18 protein-coding genes and 2 pseudogenes are annotated in these 23,026 nt (G+C 49.9%); 11 read left to right on the top strand and 9 right to left on the bottom strand.

The window, feature by feature from the left end:
- Positions 1-130: 130 nt before the first annotated feature.
- The 6 genes from ACYQ0C_RS03445 to ACYQ0C_RS03420 form a co-directional block, all read right to left on the bottom strand.
- The gene (locus ACYQ0C_RS03445) at positions 131-2,131 is read right to left on the bottom strand and encodes an Mfa1 family fimbria major subunit (RefSeq protein WP_016278271.1); all 2,001 of its coding nucleotides are present in this window, start codon (positions 2,129-2,131) and stop codon (positions 131-133) included.
- Positions 2,132-2,197: 66 nt separating this feature from the next.
- Positions 2,198-3,346, bottom strand: coding sequence for a FimB/Mfa2 family fimbrial subunit (locus ACYQ0C_RS03440; protein WP_081642382.1), 1,149 nt, complete (start codon positions 3,344-3,346; stop codon positions 2,198-2,200).
- A complete protein-coding gene (locus ACYQ0C_RS03435) occupies positions 3,313-4,362 on the bottom strand; it encodes a DUF3868 domain-containing protein (protein ID WP_016278269.1) in 1,050 nt (349 codons plus the stop codon). Before ACYQ0C_RS03435 ends, ACYQ0C_RS03440 begins: the two co-directional genes overlap by 34 nt.
- A gap of 13 nt (positions 4,363-4,375) precedes the next feature.
- Positions 4,376-4,963, bottom strand: a complete 588-nt coding sequence (locus ACYQ0C_RS03430) for a DUF3575 domain-containing protein (RefSeq protein WP_016278268.1) — start codon at positions 4,961-4,963, stop codon at positions 4,376-4,378.
- 732 nt (positions 4,964-5,695) lie between these two features.
- On the bottom strand, positions 5,696-6,034 hold the full coding sequence (locus ACYQ0C_RS03425; RefSeq protein WP_016278267.1) for a HigA family addiction module antitoxin: 339 nt from the start codon (positions 6,032-6,034) through the stop codon (positions 5,696-5,698).
- Between the two features lie 7 nt (positions 6,035-6,041).
- Entirely contained in the window at positions 6,042-6,359 is a 318-nt protein-coding gene (locus tag ACYQ0C_RS03420; protein ID WP_016278266.1) for a type II toxin-antitoxin system RelE/ParE family toxin, read from the bottom strand.
- A gap of 163 nt (positions 6,360-6,522) precedes the next feature.
- Here ACYQ0C_RS03420 and ACYQ0C_RS03415 point away from each other — a divergent pair, with 163 nt between their 5' ends.
- Positions 6,523-6,876, top strand: coding sequence for a hypothetical protein (locus ACYQ0C_RS03415; RefSeq protein ID WP_016278265.1), 354 nt, complete (start codon positions 6,523-6,525; stop codon positions 6,874-6,876).
- A 259-nt stretch (positions 6,877-7,135) separates the two neighbouring features.
- Positions 7,136-7,438, top strand: a complete 303-nt coding sequence (locus ACYQ0C_RS03410) for a hypothetical protein (protein WP_025076929.1) — start codon at positions 7,136-7,138, stop codon at positions 7,436-7,438.
- Between the two features lie 23 nt (positions 7,439-7,461).
- Here the strand turns inward: ACYQ0C_RS03410 and ACYQ0C_RS03405 are convergent, their stop codons facing one another.
- On the bottom strand, positions 7,462-8,370 hold the full coding sequence (locus ACYQ0C_RS03405) for a tyrosine-type recombinase/integrase (RefSeq protein WP_016278264.1): 909 nt from the start codon (positions 8,368-8,370) through the stop codon (positions 7,462-7,464).
- Positions 8,371-8,822: 452 nt separating this feature from the next.
- Between ACYQ0C_RS03405 and ACYQ0C_RS03400 the strand changes: the two genes are divergently transcribed.
- From ACYQ0C_RS03400 to ACYQ0C_RS03360, 9 genes and pseudogenes are all read left to right on the top strand, one after another.
- Positions 8,823-9,680, top strand: a complete 858-nt coding sequence (locus tag ACYQ0C_RS03400; RefSeq protein ID WP_016278263.1) for a helix-turn-helix transcriptional regulator — start codon at positions 8,823-8,825, stop codon at positions 9,678-9,680.
- 105 nt (positions 9,681-9,785) lie between these two features.
- A complete protein-coding gene (locus ACYQ0C_RS03395; protein WP_016278262.1) occupies positions 9,786-10,646 on the top strand; it encodes an RteC domain-containing protein in 861 nt (286 codons plus the stop codon).
- Between the two features lie 397 nt (positions 10,647-11,043).
- Positions 11,044-11,355, top strand: coding sequence for a helix-turn-helix domain-containing protein (locus ACYQ0C_RS03390; protein ID WP_016278260.1), 312 nt, complete (start codon positions 11,044-11,046; stop codon positions 11,353-11,355).
- Between the two features lie 2 nt (positions 11,356-11,357).
- Positions 11,358-11,684, top strand: coding sequence for a helix-turn-helix domain-containing protein (locus ACYQ0C_RS03385; RefSeq protein ID WP_004295487.1), 327 nt, complete (start codon positions 11,358-11,360; stop codon positions 11,682-11,684).
- 136 nt (positions 11,685-11,820) lie between these two features.
- Positions 11,821-12,477: pseudogene (locus tag ACYQ0C_RS03380) on the top strand (PDDEXK nuclease domain-containing protein); the annotation flags it as partial.
- Positions 12,478-12,649: 172 nt separating this feature from the next.
- Positions 12,650-13,903 (top strand): site-specific integrase, encoded by a 1,254-nt coding sequence (locus ACYQ0C_RS03375; protein WP_008024682.1) that lies wholly within the window; start codon positions 12,650-12,652, stop codon positions 13,901-13,903.
- Complete coding sequence (locus ACYQ0C_RS03370; RefSeq protein ID WP_229091420.1) at positions 13,896-14,849, top strand: tyrosine-type recombinase/integrase; 954 nt, start codon at positions 13,896-13,898, stop codon at positions 14,847-14,849. The genes ACYQ0C_RS03375 and ACYQ0C_RS03370 overlap by 8 nt, the downstream gene beginning before the upstream one ends.
- A gap of 5 nt (positions 14,850-14,854) precedes the next feature.
- Positions 14,855-15,871: a site-specific integrase gene (locus tag ACYQ0C_RS03365; protein WP_008024684.1), complete on the top strand. Its 1,017-nt coding sequence runs from the start codon at positions 14,855-14,857 to the stop codon at positions 15,869-15,871.
- Between the two features lie 101 nt (positions 15,872-15,972).
- A pseudogene (locus tag ACYQ0C_RS03360) lies at positions 15,973-16,335 on the top strand (PDDEXK nuclease domain-containing protein); the annotation flags it as partial.
- Positions 16,336-16,395: 60 nt separating this feature from the next.
- Here ACYQ0C_RS03360 and ACYQ0C_RS03355 read toward each other — a convergent pair.
- On the bottom strand, positions 16,396-22,518 hold the full coding sequence (locus ACYQ0C_RS03355; protein WP_025076821.1) for a helicase-related protein: 6,123 nt from the start codon (positions 22,516-22,518) through the stop codon (positions 16,396-16,398).
- The gene (locus tag ACYQ0C_RS03350; protein WP_016278637.1) at positions 22,505-22,954 is read right to left on the bottom strand and encodes a DUF1896 family protein; all 450 of its coding nucleotides are present in this window, start codon (positions 22,952-22,954) and stop codon (positions 22,505-22,507) included. Before ACYQ0C_RS03350 ends, ACYQ0C_RS03355 begins: the two co-directional genes overlap by 14 nt.
- Positions 22,955-23,026: the final 72 nt, after the last annotated feature.

Raw genomic sequence — 23,026 nt, 5'->3', positions numbered from 1 at the left:
TGACGGCCGGCCCGGCATGATAAAAACCTGATTCGTTAATACAGACCTCCGAACGGGAATCCTGGGATTATTACCCTGCACCGCAAGCGCGAAACGAAAGACTTGCGATGCAGAGTGGGATTTGTTTCTATTACAAACCTACTTCGGGTTTCATATTCTTCACTGACCAAGCTTTTACAGTGATAGTAGTCTTCACATTAGTATCAGCGCCCAGTGCATCACCTGCCTCACCTGCCGCGATAGCCGGATTAGGATAACCCAGAGCAGTGAACTTGGCTAAATCAATCTGATACCAGTAGTTACGGATTACCGCATAGCGGAACGGAGTAACGGTATTAGAATAAGCAGGATCTTCTATGTTTACACGATAGTAGCACTTGCCTTGAGGATAAACAGCGATAGTCACTTTCTGAGTTGGAATATAAGCCTTTGTAGAGCCGGCTTCGGTAGCGCTATTATTAGTCTTAGTATCAATCAAACCATTACCTTGATCATTAGCACGTTGTACCTCGATAGTGAAATACTGGGCATTATCTTTGTCACCATCCTTAATACCTACATTGCGATTTTCGTCCGCTGTAACAATGGCATACCATTGATTACTTGTGAAAGAGGCAGTAGGAGTTTTAGCAACTACTTCAACAGTAGTTAATGCATGACCCTCAACATTACTATTCTTTCCACCAATCAATTTAGCCTGCATGGCATCAGCATCACCGGTTGCACTTTGGTTGGCGTCACTAATCATTTTGGCTGCGATGTATTTGATAGCATTCAAATTAGTGATGGCAGTTGTAACCGTTGTTTTTCTTGTCAAAGCAGTACTACCACCAGTCAGGTCAGCAGTGAAGAAAGCGTCATAATCCTCGCAATAGATAAAACCGGTACCGGCAGCGATAGCTGCATCTTTTTTTGCCTTGAACAAGAAATTTCCACTAACGCTGGCAGCTTGGAAAGCATTAGCGTCACTAGAAGCATCCACTGTACGAGTTTGATCCGGCACAAAAGTACCTTCTATCATGGCATACGTGGTGTTACCCTTTGTAGCCCATTGGTTGGTGTTTTCCGGAACATAGAACGAATTTGCGGAGTCATCATTACTTTTCGCATTTACTACTCCAAGACCCTTGGTTGCATCACCATTATTATTCAAATATTCTGTATAGAAATCGGTCTGGTCAGCATAAGCCCAATTGAAATACATGCTATAATCACCATGATCCGTCACCGTATAGTTCGGATCCTGTATAATGTTGTTTCCATCATTGGCTGCTCCCATATTCGCAATCACGTTTTCTTTCGTATTCTGATTGTAGATAGCGAATCTCATAGCATCATTAGCCAGAGGCAAAGTACCCAAGTTTTCACTTATCGCATGGTCCAGCCAAACCATTTGAGCCGTAGAGCCGGAAGCAACTACCGTAAAGATCTTATCACCGCCGCCTTCTACCGCATCCACTCCCATACTGATTTTAGAAGAAGCACGGTCGATGGACACATTCACCACATTGGGTTTTGCAGCCTCAGTAGGGCCACCGGAATTGGAAGTAAATTCCTCCACTTTTATACCCGATGCCAAATCGGCACTTGCCACACCGGTCATCAACAATCCGACACCAGCATCACCCAGCACACCGTCCTTGTTTTCAGTTCCATCATAAGCTATTTCAAAAACTTGTTTCTCAAATTCCGACAACAAAGTCTTGTTCAAGGTCAACGCATCGGGATCATTTATCTGTGCCAGCAACTTAGTGGCATTGGCCAGGATGTAGACTTTTTTCGGACCGCTGGTTACCAGCATAGTGATTGTCTTATCAGTTTCAAAATTGGAAACTGTAACAGTCTTCACCACCTCCAGTGTACTCAACTCTTCATGAGCCTGATCGTTCTTGAAAATCAGCAAAGTGAAGTTCTTGACTGCCTGTTCTTCAGTAGTGCCATCTCCACCCACTGACGCTCTGGCCAGTCCCCCTTTATTGAAATCAAAACTGAAAGTGGCATACGTAGCCTCCCCCTCCGTCTGTTCGGTGTTATCCGGGTTTCCGCCCTGTTCTTCGGTCATGTCATCACTACAAGAAGCCAGTGCCATGCAGAATACCGCCGACATCAAATAATACTTGTTAAATTTCATAATGATAAAAGTTTTAATTAATAAATTTTATGCTATTCCGTTTCTCTATTTTATACCTGCCGGAAGCTACACCTCCGGAGCCATCTCCACCACCGTCCATCCGTTGATGGTGATGCCACAGGTGAACCAGGTGTCTCCCGTATCGTGCCAAGGGTCATTGCAGCGGAAATCCAAATCCACCACATACGTATCCTCGCGGTCCAAACTCTCCTGCGTGCCATATTGGGCGGTCTTGTTGATCAGTTCCACCAAGCTGCGCTCATAGACCACCTGCTCCACGCCGTTGCCCAGCGTCTTGGTGACAATGATGCGGTCGTTGGACTCTATGTTGGGATAAGTCATGAGGCGCATCACGTTGATGCGGGCGCTGACCAATGCCTCACCTCCCGGAGGAAGCGGACGGTCTACCACCACACGACCCTGCACATTCGGAGTCCGGACGGGAGAAGCCCCGGCATCGCCCGCGCTGCGCTGCACCACATAGTCCGGACGGAACACCACCCAGCGGCTGCGGGGCAGCCCGTTGTCCTTGAAGTACGCGTCGCCATTCTGGCCCGTGATATAGCAATGGGTCTCTTTGGCATGGCTCGGGTCGATGCAATAGAAGCCATACTGATCCCTCCAGCGGATATTCAGCGTGATGTGCTTCGTATTCTTGGTGAAGGTCAGCGTGTCACGGCTCACCTCGCCGTTCCGCACCCGCCCCGCGGCAAGGGTATAGAACAAATCCGTGGGCTGCGTCTGCACATACTCGTTGCCGTCCTTGCCGGTATAGGTATGCAGCCCCAGCCATGCCTTGTTCAGGCACACCTGCCCCGTTTCCAGTCCGGACAGCCGGTGCTGTTCATTCTCCAAGTTCCCCCATACCACCACCTTGTAGTTTCCACCCGGCAGTTCCAGTGACTTGTGATATCCTTTGACAAAGGGTCCTGTGGCATCCGTCACCCGGGAGACAAACGTCCCCGCCTCGTCGAACACGAAGAAATCCACTTTCTTTATCTCTTCGGGCAGCAGGTCCGCTTCCCCTTTATTGTGATACGTATAGCTGAGCGTCAAATCCAGCGTGCCCGTGACGGGACATCCGGACAGGTCGTCCTTCACGCATCCCTGCAAGCCGGGCAGCATCAGCGCCGCCAGCAGCCAGAAGGCTTGATTACATTTCTTTAATCGCATATCTTTCTTTATTTTTCTATGATCGTATAGTCTATTCTGCATTCCACACGGCGCAGGTCAGGATAGATTTCGTGAAAGATTTCACGGTAGGGACGGCCTCCGTCCAGTGCCCGGAGGGCTTCCTCGCGACGGTCGAAATCCTCTATGTCACCGCATACCACCTGCATGGCCTCGCCTTTCAGGTAGATGGACGAAAGTTCCAGGCGCTCGGCCAGTCCTCCCCAGTCCTCGCCTCCGGCTCCGGTGCGGAAACGCAATCCGCCACCGGTGTCCAACCCTTCCATATAGGTCTTCAACGCCTCGGCACGGCGGCCGGCCAGCTCCTCGTTCTGCCAGGCGTTCCCTTCGGGGGAGGCGTAACCGGTAATGACAATCTCCTCCACACTGATGTTGCGGTCGCTGCGTACCTGGCGTATAAAGCTTTGCAGCCGGGACAGCTCGGCACGGTTGTTACGGAAGTCCGGACGTATGTCCGCCGCTCCCACTTCAAATTGCAGGAACACGTCGCATTTGGTGTGATGCACCACCGGTTCTTTCTCTATCACCACGGGGGCGGGAGGGGGAACGGGCAACTTGTCCAGCAGGCGTTCCACATACACCTGCCGCTCGTGTCCGCCACAGTTGCAGAAGTCCTGCTTCATGTTCAGCACGGCATCCGCCATCCAGTTCCGGTAGGGCAGCGCGCACCGGTAGTCCAGCGTGAAATCCAGCGCCTTTTCCTGAGCCACCACCGCATAGTATTCCTCGGCCACAGCTCCTCCGCTCAGGGTGTACTGGCGCTCGTAATAGCGCTGGCGCTGTTTTCCGTTCACCAGCACTTCGGGCATGGCGGCCAAGTTTCCGGCGGCATCCTCCATATAGAAGGTCAGAGAGAGGGAACGGTTGCTTTCCACCACGGTTCCCCGAAAGCGGATATCAAGGCGTACCAGCAGCGAATCTCCCGTACGGGTGATGTCCCGTGGCGTGACGGTGATGCCGGAACGTGCATCCCGGGGTTGCGCGACAAGCCGCGTGCCCGGCAGCAATCCTATTAAAAGGAGTATAACAAGGTATTTCATGAGCGCGTTTTTTTTATTTCAACAAGTAGATTACGTTGATTCCCAAACGGGTGACAGTAAACAGGTTACGTATTTCGTGGCTGGCATAGTTGCCACATTTCCTGCAATCGTAGCGGTCATAGTCCAGGTGCAGGTATCCCACTCCCAGCTCGGCCTCCACCGCCCAGCGCTTGCGGAACACCCAGTGGTATCCGTAGGAAAGTCCGCCACCCAGCATATAGCCCTCATAACGATTTTTTTTAGTATGATCATTGAACCCGAGACGGTTCACATTATATTCTCCACCGATGGCGTGAACACCGAAGAAATGACCGTTGAAACGGTCGCACATCCACCATCTGAGTTCCGGAGTCACCATCCAGTGGCGCCATTTTTTGCCCTTGCTGAAAGAGAACATATTGTATCCGCTTTCCACATCAAGAGTAAGTTTACGACTCAGCCCCACTTCTATTCCGAGGTTCGGCGTAGCAGTCCCCCAGTAGGCCACATTTGTCTTCAACGCCCACTTAGGGAGTGAGAGACCCGAAGCCGCAGAATCCTGAGCTACGGAAGCCAGCGGTGCCAAGAGAAGAACCGCTAGAAAAAGACTTTTTAATTTCATCTTTTTATTTTTATTATATATGTACAAAGTAGTGTCTTATCGTCAAACGACGTATATAAAATCCGACAAACGGATCTCTTTCTATATTCCGTCACTTTATAGGTGACGGAACGCTTTAGTACCTTTTTGGTGAAATTAAAATCGGACCAATAGTTAAATATTGCCTATCTCCTAAATTTTCACTAAAATTATTTGCATTTAAAAAATTAAAATGCCTATATTTGAGCCTGATTTAACGAAAGCGTTCCGTCACCTATAAAGTGACGGAACGCTTTTTTACATTCATACACAATAGTTAAAATCCACGTACATACCACATAACAATTTCTAATACAACACTTTACCTTCCTGTTTTTCGATAAATCAAAACAATAGTTCGCACTGGAATTTACTTTTAACATTTCGTTCGAAGCCACACGGATGTATCCCGGTTCTTTGCGATATTTCTTTAACCGGAGGAGGAAGTAGTTTTCGGGAAAAAGAGGTTTATGCTGCTTTACTCCATACCGATTCACCCATGCAGTTGCAAACTTCGTTCCTGTTTGAATTTTCCCCAATCATCATCTTATAATGTTTTCATTGGGATTGAACACTCACGAAATTTCATGGTTTTAGAAAGTATGGTACTTAATTACGGATACAAAGTAAAACAAAAGCCCCACAACGCAATGGCTGTGAGGCTCAAATAGTATTGATGAAAAGTTCAAATGAACATGCAAACCATATCGTCTTTCAGAGAACCGCAACCGACTTGCGTATGTTCTCCAGAATGGCAGAAAGTTTGTTGTCACGTCGGGCAGTCTGCATATTATAGTCAGTCTGCAAACCGAGCCATATTGTTGCGGCAATCCCTGTCGCAGCCTCGATTTTTAACGCCGTATCAGTGGTTATCGAGCGTTTTCCGTTGACAATCTCATTGAATGCCGTATAAGGCATACCGATTATCCCGGCAAATTTTCTTTGCGACATTCCACGTGCCTGCAATTCATCCTTGAGCATTTCTCCCGGATGTATAGCCACCGCACAAACCAACTCGTCGGGAGCGTAGATTTTTTTTGCTGTTGCTTCCATATCGCGCTTATTTATAATGGTTACTGATGTCCAACAAACGGCATACGGTTATTATCTGTTCGCCGAGAACTTCCCTAACTGTAAATTCAAGGCGGTATTGAATATTGATGCGCACGGATGAAACACCTTTCTTGTCGCCTTGCAGTACTTCGTAGTTCAAGGAGTGTATGCGATAAAGCTGTTCTACATTTTCAGCACGTTTGAGAAACATCACACACTTATAATAGCCCTTCATCACTTCCGGCTGGTAGCGGTGCTTCTTGTCACTTGTGCAGCCTTGTTCAAACAGTTCACGCAAATAGTCTTTATCGAACTCAATATACATATATCCGTTTTATTGTGTTGCAAAGATAATGCTTTTCCGCAAAACATCCACAAAAACAGTGAATATTTTATCCTTCATCTATAGCCATACTTTAGCCATTTCGCCGGATCGAATGTCAGTTCATCGTTCCGGCAGAGCCTTCTATGATAATTCCTCCCTAAGAATGGCATCATATCCGGAGCATCCATGCACACCGGACGATTTACGCAAAACCTACAACAGAGTTTTGCAAAAGTGCTGCCACTGCTACCACCCTTTCTACCGGAACCACCATGAACAGGGCAATCCGGAGGGTGGTGGCAGCACCTTTTTTTATGTGCGGAAAAGGCCTGCTGCCACCACTTTTACCTCTTTTTTATCCCAAAACGAAGAGAAAAAGGAGAATAAACAGGAAGCGGAGAATGACCACACACCGGGGAAAGGAAGAGAATACAGACACACAGAACCCGAAAACCGGACGGACAAAACGGAACCTGCCGGCGGACAAGGCGCTGACCGCAGCCTGACGGAAACCTGATTGGGGCCCGCCAAAACTACAGTTGCATACAAAACTACAGTTACAACACAGAAAGAGTCAACTGATATTATAACTAAGTATTAACTCCGTCAACCATCCTTACAAGTAAGATGAAGGAGTAGGCAACCTAAAGCGTTAAACTACAGTGAAACCGTAGTCCCATCCTGACGGAACTGAAGTTTCAGCCCGACGAAACTAAAGTTTCAACCCGATGGAACTAAAGTTCCAACCTGATGAAACCGGTTGAAACTCCTAGTCCATGTACGCATTCATACGGATGAACGAAGAGATCCGTATGTATCAACAGGCGCAGCCTCCAGCTCCGGAAAGACAGCCGGAAAGCATCGAACATCCGGAAAGAACAAAGAAGGGTGGTGGCAGCAGCCCTTTTCCGCACATAAAAAAAGGTGCTGCCACCACCCTCCGGAACGCCCTGTTCATAGCCGTTTCAGTAGAAACGGTGGTAGCAGTGGCAGCACTTTTACAAAACTCTGGGAAGGAAAAAAAGAACAAGGTCTTTCCGGTGGTTATAAGTTCACAAAGCCGGCGGGCATGCTCTTGATTCCTCCCAATGACAGAGAGACGTCATTCGCTGACTCCGTACACAGAAGCTATCACCTTCTGATTGGCAGATTCCATGATTTTTTTATCGAATGACGCCAGATAAATGGCGGTAGTCCGCTCGGACCGGTGTCCCATCCCCTCACTGATAACAGCCAGAGAAACCCCTTCGTTTTTTGCAATGGAGGCCCACGAATGCCGCGCTATATAAGAGGTAAGTGAAAAATCCAGTTTCAGCAGCTTTCCGATCTCGTTCAAGCGTTTGTTGTGCAGACGCAGCGCCGAGGCATACTGCTTTCTCTCGGGCTTGTCATCACGGACAAGGATGGGCAGCAGCCGGTCGCTGTGATATACACAAGGCAGGTATTTCTCAATGATATCCATGGCACACGGCTCCACATCCACCACCATCAGTTGCCCGGTCTTGCGGCGAAAATAGCGCAATTCATTGTCGCACAGGTCTTTTTTGCGCAGATAAGACAAATCGACAAACGGAATGCCACGCAGGTAAAAACTGAGCAGAAACATATCCCGGCTGAAAATCTGCCCACGCTTGCGCAGATCGGCATTGATCAGTTTGCGGATGACCAGAGGCGGTGCGGCCCTCTTCACCGTCTGGTGCTGTCCGGTAAAGACATCGGCAAACAATTCTTTCCGATAGTCAGAAATAATCCCCACCTTGTGCGCACGGTTATAGATGGCGCGGAGCATCCGCATATAGAATGAAATGGTATTCATCCCCTTCCCCTCGGCGGTGAGACGCGCCTCATACGCTTTCAAAAATTCAGGGGTCAGCTGTTCAAAAGTGACTTCCCGCCCAGCAAACGCCATGAGCTCCCTCACCGTAGTGACATAGGCATCCGCCGTACGCTCCTGCCCGTTCAAACGCATCAGTTCCGTCTCTCTAACCAAAAAATGATTTATTTTACCCATAATAAAATGATTAAAAATGATACATGTAACAAAGCTAAGCGTCAAATGGTTGAAATGATGCTCCAAGGAGCTGTTTTTTTCCTTCCTGCTCCTATTCTCATTTTTATTTGGAATATTTGATGTAGTCTGAAGGTATTTAATTGACTACAAATAGATTAAAAGAAACTCGCATGAGAATGGGCAACGGATAAGAAATTGGTAAAGTGCTTTGATACACTATATTTCTCATGCTGTCAAACAACTCTTATTTGTCTGCAAATATAATATTATTGCAGGTAAAAATCAAAAATAGCGAGGTTTATTTTCATTTTTGCCTGCTGATATTTGTTCCGAATTGTCGGATGCGATATATTTGTAATTAGGATTCGTACCGTGTTCCAAGCGGTTCATAAGTAACGACTTGCGGAGCTTTGGCAACAAGGGGATGCGGTTCCGTTTTATAGAAACGACTTATGCAAACCGACTTATCCATTTACAACAGTCTTCGTCCTTCCTTTATAGAAGGCGTTCACGCCGTGAAGTTCAATTCTTTGTCGGCGGTCATATCGCGTTACCGGGATTATGCCCGCAGTTCCGAACAAATAAAAGCGTTCTCGGGAGATTCTCTGCTGATGCGGGACATCGCCTCCTTGCTTGACGAAGCACCCCGTCCCATAACGGGGGAATACCAGGATTTCACCCCGTTCCTGCTTCTTCTGATGCTTTCAGAGGAATTTCATGCCGTCCATTACGTCGAGCGTCTTGTAACGTGGTATTTCGGCTACTGTTGTGTCGATGAGCTGCGGACGGTCTGCACCATTCTGTCCGAGTGTTCCTACCCGCATCACGACACGCTGCGGCTACGGTTCAAGAACTACCTGCGTGAAGCCCGTAAGGCACTGGGTATGCCTGTTGAATGTAACGCTACTGTCATGCTGAAAATGCTCGACGCCTCTTATGAACATCTCACTCCCGCCGATGTCGGGGAGTTCGAGGAGCTGTTGCGCCTGGGGGACGATTACGAGTTCATCTCCCGTGTCAAATCGAATTATCTTGCCTCGGATAACGTCACGGAACTCGCCGGGGTTTGCGGGTATTCCAGCACGATTACTTTCCGCCGGCGTTTCCAGCGGGTTTTCGGCTGCTCGGCCTCCTCGTGGTTACGTCAGCGCCGTATCGAACGTATCGGGGAATTACTGCGGACGACACACTACACGTTGCAGGAAATAGCCTACATGTGCGGTTTCTCCGCCCAATCCCACTTTACGGACTTTTGCAAGCGGAATATGGGGAGCAATCCCACTTCCATCCGCCAGGAAGGCCGGATCTGACATTAAAATCGACCTCGTGATAAAAAAACGAAGAGAAAGATAAAAATCGTAATCCGCCGGCTTTTCGATTCGCTAACTTTATGCGCGAAAGTAACAAGACGGATTATGATTGCATTTATAGAGAAATTAAACAGTGAAGTCCTGCGGAGTATCGAACGCATCGAATCGCGGGATACCGACGTGTTGAAAAAGTCGCTTGAAGCTTCACGTGTCCTGGGAGAAGCGTTCGACCGTTTGAAACAATATATCATCGGCTACCGTTTTCAAAACGATGACGAGGAGATAACGTTCTTCAAGGAAATCAAGCCCCGTCTTTTTTGCCGTCTGATCTATTACCGCAAGCTCTATAATATCGAGATGAACCGTCCGGTAGGAAGTATCGAGGCACAACGGGAGTACCTGGACGCCCATGTTCGGGCCATCAACGCGTACACGCAGAAACGCCTCGACTTTATCCGCTATTTCCGCAGCGGCGCCACACACCTGGACAGCCTCTATTTCCTGCGCGGGCAGACCGACACGGAGCAATACCTGGAAACCTTCTACTACGAACTCGACCCGCAGTTTTCGACAAATGCGGATTTCAAGGTGGCGAAAATCCTGGCCAATGACATGTTGTCGGTTTATCTTATGGGCGAATTGGAATCACTGGAGAGTACGAATTACCGGAACATGGTTCTTCCATTGCCTGACGTGCGTCCGACATGGCAGGACTCGAAGACGGATCTGACGGAACTTATTTACCTGCTCGACAGTAAAGGCTGTTTCGGCAATGTACCTCTCACGCAGCTGGCCAGCTACATTTCCAGCGCTTTCAACGTACACCTCGACATGAACCTTTCGAGGACATTCTGCGACATGAAAATCCGGAACAACCCGACACCGTGGCTTGACAAGGCGAAAGAGGCCCTGCTTAAACGTATGCAGACGTGGAAGCGAAACAAGAAAAACGGCAATCCCGAGTAGAACATGAACCGGTAAAGCATTCTATTCCTTATAGAAATACTGATAGCCAACGTTGTATATAACAAAAGAACCGAGGTCGGTTTTTCCCCGTAACTCTCTTTGGAACTTTCCCGAACACCCGTATTTGCACCCGTATAAGGAGCCGATACGGGTGTTCCGTTGTTGTCCCGTCCGGATTAAAGCACCGTTAAGCATTGAATCGCAGTATGTTATCGCATTTTTTGAGGTAAAAATACCGAGTACGGGCTGCGGATTTCGGCAAAAAACTTTGCCTTCTTCGCCGCATGAACCGTTGAGAATCAGTTCACTGCAAATTATCAAAAAAAAGTCGTACCGACCTCGTTTTAAGCTGTCCATATAAGCCCGACCTTTGTAACAGACTAAAAAACAAAGGAGTATGAAAATCATAGTGATCGGTTCGCGAGCCTATAACGAGCTTGTCGGGCGTATAGAGAAAATAGAGTCCGCAATCGCCTCTCTCCCTGAAAAGGGGCGTGTACGGGACAAGGAGTATATAAACGACGAATGGATGGACGGCGAGCAGGTCTGCCGTTACCTGGGCATCAGCGGGCGTACCCTTCAACGCCTCCGCTCGGATCACGTGATCACCTATTCGGCCATCAACCGGAAGCTGTATTATTCCCTCACGGAAATCCGCCGTGTGCTGAAGGAGCGTTCCGTGCGGCGCAAAAACCAACCAAAGGAGTAGCCATGTTTCTGGACAAGGAATATTTCGACGGATGGATGCAGCGGCTCTCGGAGCGGCTGGAACGTATCGAGAAGCTGTGCGCGGGGGACGTGGAGCAACCGCTTTCCATCCTGCCCGACGGGGAGCGTCTTCTGGACAATTACGACCTGTGCCGCATGCTCAATATCAGCAAGCGCACACTTCAGCGTTACCGCACTTCGGGAGAGCTGCCTTACGAGATGATCTATCACAAGACCTTCTACCGGGAATCGGACGTCCTGCGGTTCATCGAGCGTAACTTCAGTAATTTCCGCAAGCTGAAAAAGGATCGCCCTGCCGGCTCCGGTTAGGCCCTGTCCCGAGAGTCCGGTGTCATGGAAAAATGCGGAAATACATGGAATAAGGCACGACAAGACGGTACAACCGTTCGATATTTGCCGTAAAATCAGTATGTTTGCACTTGGAAGCCTATATAATAATGAAACGATGAAAGAAACAGATAAAATACATCCTGCCGACAAAGGTGAGGAAGAGCTGCTGCATAACGTGCGCCATATCTTGCAGGAAGCGCGCGCGAAGGTGATACATCATGTCAATTCGACCCTCGTGAGGGCTTACTGGCAGGTAGGGAAATATATAGTGGAGTACGAGCAGCAGGGAACCGGCCGTGCCGGATATGGCAAGGCTGTCATCAACACTCTTTCCAGGCGGCTCGTGGCGGAGTTCGGAAACGGGTTCACGGCCACCAACCTGCGGTATATGAGGCAGTTTTACCAGTGTTACCCGAAATATCACACGCTGTGTGATAAATTGAGCTGGTCGCATTGCCGCACGCTTCTCAAGGTGTCGGGCGATGCCGCCCGTGATTTTTACCTGCACGAGTGCGTCAGGGAAAACTGGAGTGTCCGGCAGCTCGACCGCCAAATCAACACGCTTTTCTATGACCGCCTGCTGGCCAGCCGAGACAAGAAAGCCGTGAAAGAGGAGATTTCCCGTACCGAACCCGGGCGTGTCGAACCCAAAGAGATCATCCGCGACCCGTATATCCTGGAGTTTCTCGGTATCCCGCAGGGAGAGCATTTTCTGGAAACCGATCTGGAGCAACTGCTCATCAGCCGCTTGCAGCGCTTCATGCTCGAAATGTTATGCAAACCTTTACATAACATTTCTTATGCCAACAAATTTATTATGCAAAGTGACTTAAACTAAATCGCAGCTACAAAAGTAATTATAAAAATATAATCATTTATTTCTTTACATAAGAATTTCATTAATTTAAGTGCGGTGATATTGCCACAACTTAAATTAATGACGTATGAATGATCACTCAACAACTTTTGAAGCAGTCACATCCTCTATGCTGAAAATCTTAAAAGAGGATTTTTCTCGTACAGATAGTACATTGGAAGGCTATGCATGGAAATGGAATCAATTAAGGCAGTTCATGGAGAACAATGATTTGCATTCCCTCACCCCTAAAGTCTGCGATGATTTTTTATCTTCTCTTTATGGTTCTAAAGATTTAACTTCATTAAAATCTGGTGACAAGAAATTTTTATCCGCTATCTTACTCCTGAAAAATTACCTCATTACAGGCCAAGTTATTCCAAGAAAAGTTCCGGTAGAATTGAAAGGAGAGATTGGCAGTTTGATGATGCAATATATATTATCTCGAAGTCAAGAACGCTTGTCCGGACACACTATCTACAATCACAAACAAATATTCCATCGTTTCCTTGATTTTCTAACATCTGCAAAAGTAGCCTCCATAGAACAAGTTGAGATTACCCACATCATTAAATATCTTAATACCATTGGTACTAAATATAAATCTGTAGCAAGTATATCCATCCATATTCTACGTAACTTTTTCCGATATCTATATGAACACAAAATTATAGATATGGATTTAGCGGCATTTATTCCAAAAGATAATTATAAGAAACAGCCTAAGCTACCGTCAGCTTACACTTCTGAAGAAATAAAAAAGATAGTGTCTTCTGTGGATAGAAGTACGACTACAGGAAAACGTAATTACTCAATTATTCTATTAGCCACAATGCTTGGTTTGAGGGCTTCTGATATAGCAAATTTAAAGTTTGAAAATATATTGTGGGAGGATAATGCCATACGTTTAATCCAGCATAAAACAAATAAGGAATTAGAACTGCCACTTCTACCGGAAATAGGCAATGCTATTATTGAATATCTACGGTATGGACGTCCAAAGTCCCAGTCATCATATATATTTCTCTTGGCACGTTCTCCCTATACTCACATAAACCAACCGGTCATATCCCAGATAGCCAAGAAATATTTTCTTAAAGCCAACGTAAATATAAAGAACAAGCATCATGGCGCACATGCCCTTCGACATTCCTTAGCGACACTTCTTTTAGAAGAGCAGGTAAAGCTCCCTGTTATAAGCGAAGTTTTAGGGCATGAGAACACGGAATCAACAAGTTATTATCTAAGAATAGATATCCAATCACTGAAAAAATGCTCCCTTGATGTATCACCTGTATGTGAAAACTTTTATACCCAGAAAGGAGGCTATTTTTATGAATAGAAATTTTAAAGGCATTTACGCCTCATTGATAAGAGAGTTTGTGAGCTTGAAGCGCAGTATGGGATTTAAGTATATTGGGGGAGAGTTTGTCCTGACTTTATTTGATAGATTTACTATTGAAAGAAATGAGACTGCAATAGGTATTACCAAGGAGTTGTCAGATGCATGGTGCAAGGAACGTGACAATGAATCCAATAGTTACCATTATCGTAGGTGCTATATTTTAGGTGCTTTCTCTTCGTTTCTTAACAAAAAAGGAATCCGCTCATATATACCAAGAACCCCGTCATTGAGAAATACCTTTATCCCTCATATCTTTTCATCAAAAGAGATAGAACGAATTTTTACGACATGTGATAATATGCAAAGTGGAAATAATGATATGAGATCCTCTTTTTTTATAATGCCTTCACTGCTTCGCATGTTATACGGAACAGGAATACGCATAGGTGAAGCCTTGTCTCTGCTCAATGAAGATATTAATCTTGAGGAAGAATACTTCATTTTACGAGATACAAAAAACGGCAAAGACAGGATTGTCCCATTTTCCACTTCTTTAGCAGAGGTTCTTAAAGATTATGTTGTACATAGAAACAGATTACCCGTAAAGATATCAGATACTACTCCCTTTTTTATCACACTTAAAGGAAGGGCTTGTGACAGGGATAGCATATATCGTCGATTTTGCAAAATACTCATTCAAGCAAACATTCCCAAAGACCGCATACGTCTGCATGACTTGAGACATACATTTGCCGTTCACTCTCTTGCTAAAATGGCTGAAGAAGGTATGGATTTATATTGTTCTTTGCCGATCCTATCAACTTACCTTGGACATCAATCTTTGCGGGCGACGAATAACTATGTTCGGCTTACGTCAGAGATGTATCCCGAATTAATTAGAAAAATAGATATCATTGGTTTTGATATTTTCCCTAAAATGTGACATTTATGAAACCTACAAATTTTTCAAAATATCTAACAGACTTCCTTCTCCGGTATTTGCCCCATGAAAGAGGAGCAAGTACTAATACGATCCATTCATACAGGGACACATTTACCTTATATCTGGTATACATGGAAAGTAAAGGTGTAAAAGCTGAAAAACTGACAATGGAAAGTATAACAAAAGAGAATATCTTGTCCTTCCTTGATTGGTTGGAAACAAAAAGAAGTTGCTGTACATCAACACGTAATCTTCGCCTTGCTGCCATACAATCATTTTTTAAGTACCTCCAATATCAGAGTTCAGACCATCTATACGAATATCAAGAAATAATGGCTATAAATAATAAAAAGAGTGTCAAGCCTATTATGAACTATCTAACGGTAGAAGAGATGAAGATTCTTCTGCAACAACCAGATACGACCAAACCTAAAGGTCGTAGGGATCTGGCGTTATTGTCACTTATGTATGATACAGCGTGTAGAGTGTCAGAAGTAATAAGCCTAACTCCGCAATGTGTTCGATTAGATGAACCATATACTGTAATAATCACGGGAAAAGGGAATAAAAATAGAGTTGTACCAATGCTTGAAGAACAGTTGGATATACTGAAAATATATATGAAAGAGAATGGATTGTTGAGATCAGAATGTCTACAACATCCGCTATTTACAAACTGTTGGGGCGAAAAGCTGACAAGAGCAGGGGTGGCGAATATACTGGATAGATACATCAAAAAGGCAAAGCTACTTCATCCCACGTTAATGAAGGGGAAAATAAGCTGTCATAGTCTTAGGCATAGTAAGGCAATGCATCTGTTACAAGCTGGGGTTAACTTAGTTTATATTAGAGATATTTTGGGGCACGTGAATGTGCAAACTACAGAAATTTATGCAAGAGCGGACTCAAAAGTGAAACGGGAGGCTATAGAAAAAGCTTATATTAAAGTTGTTCAGGAGGTGGATACTAAACCTATGTGGCAAGGAAATGAAAAGTTAATGGATTTTTTAAAGTCTTTCTGATGAAAATATTATGCAAAGTGATGGAGATAAATCTTTTTATAATTACTTTTGTAGCTGTGATTTAGTTTAAGTCACTTTGCATAATAAATTTGTTGGCATAAGAACTCGGGAAAGGCTTCGCCTTCGTCGCGCGACAGAAACGTATCTCGTTCGACGACAAGCATTTCTACATCGACCTGGTCTTTTACAACTACCTGGCCCGCTGTTTTGTTTTAATAGACCTTAAATCTGGGGAGCTGACCCACCAGGATTTGGGGCAGATGCAGATGTATGTGAATTACTACACCCGTGAGTTGATGAACCCCGGAGATAACCCTCCGGTGGGAATCGTCCTCTGCGCGGAGAAAAACGACGCGGTCGTCCGTTACACGCTGCCCGAAGATGAAAAGCAGGTCTTCGCCGCCCAGTACATGACCTATCTTCCCACGCAGGAGGAGCTGCAAACACTCTTGCAGGAAGTGTGACAACGCTCACGGGCATATGAAAAAAGCCGACGGAAGTACATATTTCCGTCGGCTTTTCGTTTACATCTTGATCCCTTTCTTCGTGGGGCCGTTCTCTGGCGGGCTGCCCACGCCCGCGATCACGATGCGCCCCCCGGAGGCGTCGGCAATCTGCCGCAGCCGGGAAGGGATACGGGTCGCCGTGTTGTCTTCCCCCGGGAGCTCTTTCGCCGTGTCATGCCGCCCCTGGCACACGCCGTTCTCTTCCTCCGCCTCCTTTCCCTCGCTCTCCTCTATCGGTTTGAGGCTTTGCTGTATCCTGCGGTCTATTTCCGTCAGGTCAGCTTTCAGGGCCGTCAGTTCGGGTTCCTTGCGCCAGGAACTTTCCACCACTTCCCGCAGGACGGGAATATCTTTCTCCAGTTCCTCGTTCTTTTTCCGGAATTTCTCCAGCGTCGGCTCGATGGTCGCGAGCGCGTGGATGAAGTTCATCGCCGCCAGCCGCGGGTCGGAGGCGATATTCCCGTAGTTGTACTGATATAGATAGTCCCCTTCACCCCGGGCATAAAAACGGTTCTGCACCAGGTCGAGCCCGTCTTTCTCGGTCGTTTCGCTCTGGACGAGCAGTTCGAACCCGTAGAGGCTCCCGATGGGTTCGAGCCTGTCGAGCGTGCGTGCCGTTTCGGCGATACGGTTGAGCTGTTTCCCGATGAGCCTGGGGTCGGAGGTTTCCAGCCCGTTCAGTTTCACGGGATTGCGGTACGAGCCGTCCTCGTTGAGCTCGACACGGGCCTTGAAGTGTTCCAGATCCTTGCCGATACGCCGTATCAGGTCGTTGTTCTTCTCTATCTTCTCCGTGATCTGCTCCAGCTTGTAGCGGCTCGATGATTTGCCGCGCACGAATGCCTGGCGTTCGCTTTCGAGCGTGGCGATCTTCTTCTCCAGGCGGGCCTTGTCCAGCAGGTCTGTATTTCCCGAGAGGACGGCTACATACTCGGAAAAATTCATGCCGCTCTTCTCGTCGATGACCCCCTCGTCGATGGTACGGCTTCCCATGTTGTTGGTCTTGAGCTGGCGGATGAACAGTTGCTTGTTGTGCAACAGCCCGAACTTGTAGGCGTCGAGCGACTTCTCGACGGCGTATAGTATCACGTCCACCTTGTTGTCGGCATGGAGTTTGGCGATCTCGTTCCCGGTGCGTATTCCCCGCCCGTCGCGCTGCTCCAGGTCGCTGGGACGCCAGGGGCAGTCCAGGTGGTGTATCGCCACGCAGCGTTTCTGCGCGTTCACTCCCGTCCCGAGCATCTCGGTCGATCCGAAGAGTACGCGGATTTTCCCGGCGTTCATACCGGCGATCATCTCCTTGCGCGCTTTTTCCGAGGTCGCCTCCTGGATGAACCGCACCTCGCTTTGGGGTATGCCGTAATCCTCCGCGAGTTTACGCCGTATCTCGGAATAGACGTTCCACCCCGCTCCGGGTTTGTAGGTTCCCAGGTCGGAGAATACGAACTGCGTACCTTTGTACGCCTCGAAACGGCGGTAGTAACCGGCAATCATACGGGCGCAGTGGCTCGCCTTGTTGTCCACGTGGTCGCTGTATAGTTCGGGGTCTATCATACGCATATCGAGCGACATCTTGCGGGCGTAGTCTGTGGCTATGAGCATTTTCGCCTTTTCCTCCCGCTCCGAGAGCGGCAGGCGGCCCAGGATCGTGGCATCGCCCGATTTGGCGAACTGTACCAGCCGTTCTATGAACTCCGTCTGCTGGGGTGTCGGCGGGATATTGTGCAATATCTCGTTCTTTTGCGGCCGGTCTATCCCTATATCCTCCGCCGAGCGGTAGTCTGTAATCTCGGAGTAGAACATGGCCAGTTCGGGAACCTTGATGAAATATCGGAACCGTTCTTTCTGCACGACCTCGTTGGTCACGGAAAACTCGTAGTCGATGGTTTTCTTGGCAAATATGGCCGCCCAGGCATCGAAGGTGCGGATATTCTGACGCTCCAGCTCCTTCGGGCGCAGGTACTTGAAAAGCAGGTACAGTTCCGTGAGCGAGTTGGAGATGGTGGTTCCCGAGAGGAACGTCGCCCCCAGGTCGCGGCCCGTGCGTTGCTGTATGGTACGCAGCGCGAAAAGCATGTTGAGCGCCCGCTGCGACCCCTCGGGATTTCCGAGGCCCGCCACCCGGTCATGGCGGGTCGTGAAGGTCAGGTTCTTGAATTTGTGGCTCTCGTCCACGTAGAGGTGGTCGATCCCCATGAGGCGGAAGTCCACGGCGTCATCCTTGCGTGTTTCCAGCGCGTGCGCCACCTTCTGCAACTTGGCTTCCAGGTTGGCCTTGCGTTTCTGACACCCTTTCATCATGGCGCGGGAAACGTCCTCGCCTTGTGCTTTGAGCACTTCGAGGTTCTCCTCCACGCAGTCCAGTTCGGCCTGCAATATCTCCTGCTGTATCTCCGGGGACTGGGGTATCATGCCGAACTGTTCGTGCGAGAGGATCACGGCGTCCCAGTCGTTGTTGCGTATCTCCCGGAAGATGCGCTCACGCTTCCGGGGCGTGAAATCCTCCTTGCCCGGGTAGAGGACTTTGGCCATCGGGTAAGCGGTGCAGAACGTCCTGGCTATTTCATGGATGTTGGCTTTCAGCCCGATAATCATGGGTTTGTTGGCCAGTCCGAGGCGTTTCTTCTCGTAGGCCCCGCAGCACATGATAAGGGTCTTTCCGCCGCCCACCTCGTGGTCGATTATCCCGCCGCCGAGCAGTTTGTCCATCCATATCGCGTCCTTCTGGCTGTCATACAGTTTGTCTATCCCCAGCCCCTTGAGGTCGAGGCCGGGGAATTCCTGGTGCGTCCCGTCGTACTTCGGGCGCACGTAACAGTTGAAAGTGCGGTTATAGAGGTCTGTCAGGCGGTCTTTGAAATCGGACGACTGTTCGCGCAGCCATTCGGGGAAAGCCCCCCGGATCTCGTCTATCTTGCTGTTGGCGAGCTGTATGGCCTCCCCGTCACGCACTTTGACCTCCCGCCGTTCGCCGTCCACCCATTTGAGGACGGTCTTGGTGATGTCGGGCGAAGTGTTTTGCAGGGCGTGTTTCAAAAGGTGCAGGCCGTTGTACTTACGGGTCTGCGCGCTGACGGCATACTGCTCCGTGATCTTCACGTTCGTCGCTTTCGCCTTCACGCCGTACTCGTCCAGGTTGGAGGCGAAGGTGATCTTCACCTCCGTATCGAATAGCGAGGAGGCGAAACGCTCGTAAACACCTTTTGGAATCCAGCGTTCGCCCAGGTTGAAGTCCAGGTCGTCGAAAGCGATGGGTTTGGGCGTCGCCTCGCGCAGGGCCTCCAGCGATTCCCGGGCCGGGGCGTGGTCGGGATTCTCCCGCAGGAATGCCTCGATCCGGTCGGCTTTCCCGATGACATTGCCGGCAATAAACTTGTCGGCAACCTCGTAGCCGTCCGTTTCCGGGTTATAATAGATACGTCCTTTCAGTTCCCCGAGTATTCCCTCCACGGTAGTTCCCGTGAGCGAGGCCATGTAGCGCGGTTCCACCCGGCCGTACTTGTTCAGGCTGGCCACAAGGGCCTCCGAGGCGTCGTCGGCGTGCGTGATCTCATCGGGGTTGAAGGCCACGGGACGCTCGAAGATGTCGGCTTTGCGTGCCTTGCCGTCGGTGTAACGCTCCAGCGATAGAATCTCCGTCCCCCGCGCGTCCATCTTGATCAGGTCGAGGTTGCGTTTGTCGTTGAGCCGTCCGAAGCGTTCGGTGAAATTGTCGTAAAGCCGGTTGAGCATCTCCCGCAGGGCGGGGTTCGCTGTCAGCGTTTCCGCCTCGTTGTTATAAAGGTGGTAATAGGCATCGCGTATCTCGATATACATGGAGGCTTTCGTCCGTTGTGCAGGCGTGAGTTCCAGCGGGTGGAACATGGGTTGCAGGGATTCAATCCCCCGCAGGTAACCGACCCGGTTTTGTCCGTCCGTGACGAGTGTCCCCTCGCGGAAATAGGGGGCGACCTCCCCCTCAAACGGGCGGGGTTTCATATCCGCCTCCCGTATCTGTGGCGTTTCTTTACCGGGTTCTTCCTTCTCCGGATTGTCCGGCGTGTCGAACAGGCCGCCCGTTCTCGGCGTACCGGCGGCTTGTTTCCGTTTGCCTTTCGGGGCTTCCGTCGGGGGGCGTACCGCCTGCCGTTCCCGCTGTTCCGGGGTTTCCTGCTGCCGGGCGTTTTGCCGGTGCAGTTCCGCCCTCCGTTCCGGGGTAAGCGACATCATCATCTCGTAAAAGCCGTTGATCGGCGGGTTGTCCTCCCAGTTCAGGGAGGCATACAAGTCTTCGGGATCACGTTCCGGTGGCGTCGCTTTCGGCATTTCGCTCTTCTGTTCCTCTGGAGAGGAGGCCGAAGCGAATAACGAGGGTTTTCGGGGTGTCTTCCGCTTTGCTCCCCGACGATTGTTCCTTTTTCTTGACATACCGAGTTCGGCCTGCCGCCGCTCCTCGGCGCTGAAGCCGAACAGATCATAGAGCGTCAGCAACGGTTCCTGCTGCACGTTTGCCGGTTCGGCAGCTCGGGTGGCAGGTGCGGGAGGCGCCATTTCCACCGTGTCGAAAAGCGACCCGGCGAAGCCCTCCCGCGGTTTCGGTTCCGTTGTTCTGCCCATGTGCTGCACGGGTGTATCCGCCATACCGAAATCTTCGGGTTTTGGCGGGTGCTGCTCCCACAAGCGATTCTCCCGCTCTTTCGACCAGGCCCCGAAGTCGGCCAGATCCTCCCCGGTCGGTTCTCCGGCGGGTGTGGCGGCAGAATCCGATAACACTTGTCCGGGTTTGTTTTCGATTCGGGTAATCTCCCCGGTTTCGGTATCGACATGGTAGCCCTGCGCCGCCATTTCGGCGACGACGCGGCGTTTTTCCTCCTCTTCCCGCTGCTGCTGAAGGTTACGGGCGTCGGCGATAATCTCCTTGACGATTTCTCCGGCAAGGCGGGGCTCGTGTCTTCCGGCACGCTGGCGTTCCTCCTGACGGGGACGGGACAATTCCCGCTCCGGTGTACCGGGTGTCTGTTCCGGAGCATGTTCCAGGCAATAACTCTCGTTGAAATGCCGGTTGAAATCCTCCGAGAGCATACGCCGCATCTCCCGGTCTATGCCGTCCACGCCCTCCGCGTGGGTGAACTCCATCGCCGGTTTGCCGTAGGGGTCTTTGCCCACTTTGGCCTCGGTATGGATCACCCGGTCGAACGACTGGAAAAGGTTGTTTATCCGGATGCCGTTCGACAGCTTGCGGGATTCGATGAAATCCCGCTGCCGTCCGGACAGTTCCCCCGTGGCGGCTTTCTTTTGCAGGATAACCAGGTCGCTGCCGACCTCCGTCCCCGCGTATTCTGTAAAGAGGTTGTTCGGCAGCCGGATGGCCGATACGGGCTCGCAGCGGTTCATCAGCCACTCGCGCACGGGGCGTCCCTGCTCGGCGTTCAATACTCCCTGCGAGGTGATGAATGCCACCAGGCCGCCCTCGCGTACCATATCGACGGACTTCATGAAAAAATAGTTGTGCAACGCCCGTGTGCCTTGCCGCCGCACGGGGTCGGTATGGGTGGAGAAGAACGGGTCGAAGAGCGCCACGTCCCCAAAGGGGATGTTGCTCACGGCCACGTCGTAGTAACCGGCGTATTTGGGTTCGATGCGCTCGAATCCTTGCACCCGCACCCGTTTTTCGGGGTGCAGCTGCTTCAGGATCAACCCCGTGGCGGGGTCTTTCTCGAAGCAGGTGATCTCCGCGTAGGGGTCGTGGGCATCCACGGCATTGACGAAAACACCCGTTCCCGCGCTGGGGTCAAGAATACGTTTGGGGGCGATCTGCGTGTTCCATATCGCCCCCACGATGGCGTCTGCCACTTTCAGGGGCGTGTAAAAAGCTGTCAGGACAGAGTTCTTGATCCCGTCCATGTAGCGCTTGTATTCCCGTTCGTCGGGGGTGTTCGCCCTGATGACCTCGTGCAACTCGGCCACGAGCGTTGCCATGCCGTCCTTGTCCGGCTTCCCGGACGGGGCTTCCAGCACCTCTTTTATGGCGCCGAAACCGCTGTATGCGCCGAGTGTCCTTTCTTCTTCGGGAGTCGGCGCACGCCGTTCCCTTTCGAGCGTGAAGGCCGTCTTCAGCGCATCGATGTTCCGGCGGAGGTGGTTTTTCTTATTGAAGGCCATCTTCGAGGAGTATTTGGACGGTTCCCGTCAGTTCGGTGTATAGCGATTCGTAGTCGGGCGTGCCGGCGAAGTCGTCCCGGAGGTCATACTTGTCCAGCACCCCGCGGCAGAGGGGCAGCAGGTGTAGAGCCACCTGCCGGGCGGCCTCTTCGGGAATCTCTGCCTCGAACTCCCTCCAGAGGATGTGTACCAGCGTGTTGTAGGGTGAGAAATGCAGTCCCCGGAAGAGTTCCTCGCGGGCAATTTCTTCGGCCTCGATGTGGTTGCGTCCCGAACGGATCGCCTCGCTGTACGCTTGGGCGGCGCTGTCGGCCCGCTCGGCGATGAATTCACCTTCTGCGATGAGTTCCGGGTGGCTGTCCTTGAGGTAGGACAGTAACGAAAGTCCGTAGTAGGACAATTCCCCAGTGGGGGTATGGTGTTGCTTGTCTGGCATGATAAGAATTTTTAGTGGTCGTTGATAATCGGAGAAGAGAAAGGCGCCCCGGGTTCCCACCCGAAGCGCCGA

This window comes from Phocaeicola sartorii JCM 17136 = DSM 21941 (assembly GCF_054653615.1).
This window is presented reverse-complemented; position numbering and strand designations above follow the sequence as displayed.